The sequence below is a fragment of the Methylophaga sp. UBA4204 genome (genome assembly GCF_002379485.1).
Lineage (GTDB): Bacteria > Pseudomonadota > Gammaproteobacteria > Nitrosococcales > Methylophagaceae > Methylophaga.
In genome coordinates this window covers 7796-9671 of record NZ_DFTU01000012.1, presented here as the reverse complement: position 1 = coordinate 9671, position 1876 = coordinate 7796, and the positions used below count along the sequence as shown (strand labels likewise).

Here is a 1876-nt window from a genome sequence, read left to right as displayed (position 1 = left end):
CAGGATTTAACCTGAGCACTGGCCATTGGCAAGTCATATTCAATAGCCTTTAATTTATGGCCACCATGAATAGTCAGAGGCGGTTTACCATCTGCACTATCGATATTTGCCCCCATGAGGGCTAAGGGATCGGTTACCCGACGCATGGGACGACCTGATAAAGATTTATCACCACTCATCGTCACATCAAAACTTTGCCCTGCCAATAAACCACTTAATAAGCGAATTGACGTGCCAGAGTTACCGACATATACATCATTTTCCGGGGCTTTCAGTCCATGCATACCGACACCATGCACGGTGACTTTGCCATCCGTCGGCCCATCAATTTTGACACCCATGGCACGAAAAGCGGCCAATGTCGCTAGTGCATCTTCACCTTCCAGAAAACCGCTGATTTCAGTCACACCCTCTGCCAGTGATCCCAGCATAATAGAACGATGTGAAATGGATTTATCTCCGGGCACGCGGAAGCTGCCTGTTAATTGACCACCAGCCTGTACTATAAATTTACGATCCTGCTGCCCGCTCACGCTACTGTTCACTCCCACTTTACACTTCGCTGTTATCTTTCAGATCTGGATCGGCGAAACGTGTATCTCTGGCCCGTTTTGCTCGCCCGAATATATCAATAAGATAATCGCCATCATCTTGCCGAATCGCCTGTTCAATCTTATCCAGACCACTACGATATTGTTGTAATAATTCTAGAATCGCACTACGGTTGCCGAGGCAGATATCCCGCCACATCACTGCATCACTTGACGCGATCCGGGAAAAATCTCGAAAGCCACCAGCGGCATATCGCAATACTTCATCGCAATCTTCACGCTGGGCTAACATTCCGACCAGATTAAACGCCAAAACATGCGGTAAATGACTGGTAGCAGCCAGCACCACATCATGATGCTCAACCTCCATTTCAAATACATCTGCACCGGCCTGTTGCCACATTTGACGCACTTGTTCCAGAGCTGATTTATTGGTTTCTGCCACTGGGGTTAAAACGACCCGATGCTGTTGATAAAGCTCAGCAAACGCAGCTGATGGGCCACTTTTCTCAGTACCGGCAATCGGATGGCCTGGCACAAAGTGATCAAACTTAATCCCCAATGCCTGGCGAGCCGCATCAATAACCTGTTGTTTGGCACTGCCACCATCAGTCACAATCGTCTGCGGTTTAAGATGCGGTGCTATTTGTTCAAATACTGCCTGCATCGCCCCCATTGGTACTGCCACAAATACCATATCGGCATCTGCTACGGCCTCCGCCAGCGACGCTGCTGCTTTATCGATAATACCTAACGCCAAAGCTTCTTCACGCGCGGCCTGAGAGCGAGAGAAACCTGTCACCTGTTCAACCAATCCGGCTTTTTTTAATGCCAAAGCCAGTGAACCGCCAATCAGTCCAACGCCGATGATAGCCAGATGCTTAATCATTTGGCCTCTGACAAACTGTTTGCCAATGCTTCAAGACAACGCTGGTTTTCATGCTCCAGGCCGATGCTTATGCGTAAATGGTTTGGCAGACCATAGCCTGCAACCGGTCTGACAATAACGCCCTGTTGCAGCAGCTTTTCATAAATATCAGCAGCATTGGTGTTTACATCAACACAGATAAAATTGGCTTTTGAGGGAATATAATTCAATCCCATCGCATCAAAGCCATCGATGTATTGCTGCATCCCTTCGGTATTCACCTGTTTAGCACATTGCAGATAATCTTCATCGCCCAACGCGGCAATCGCAGCACTCATCGCCAGATGATTGACATTAAATGGCTGGCGCAGACGATTTAATAAATCAGCAATCTCTGGACTTGATAGCGCAAAACCCACCCGTAATCCCGCCAGACCATAAGCCTTGGAAAAGGTAC

Annotated in this window: 2 protein-coding genes and 1 pseudogene; all 3 read right to left on the bottom strand. The window is 48.1% G+C overall.

The genetic code is table 11. From position 1 onward, the window contains the following. Positions 1–545, bottom strand: a pseudogene (locus B3182_RS01770) (3-phosphoshikimate 1-carboxyvinyltransferase); the annotation flags it as partial. A 7-nt stretch (positions 546–552) separates the two neighbouring features. Further along, positions 553–1440, bottom strand: a complete 888-nt coding sequence (locus tag B3182_RS01765; RefSeq protein ID WP_292355425.1) for a prephenate dehydrogenase — start codon at positions 1438–1440, stop codon at positions 553–555. Next, positions 1437–1876: pyridoxal phosphate-dependent aminotransferase (locus tag B3182_RS01760; RefSeq protein ID WP_292751296.1), on the bottom strand; the 440-nt coding region annotated here is incomplete at its 5' end. The genes B3182_RS01765 and B3182_RS01760, both read right to left, overlap by 4 nt.

Coding starts and splice junctions, on each gene's coding strand:
- B3182_RS01765 (WP_292355425.1), bottom strand. CDS start 1,440: ATGATTAAGCATCTGGCTATCATCGGCGTTGGACTGATTGGCGGTTCA.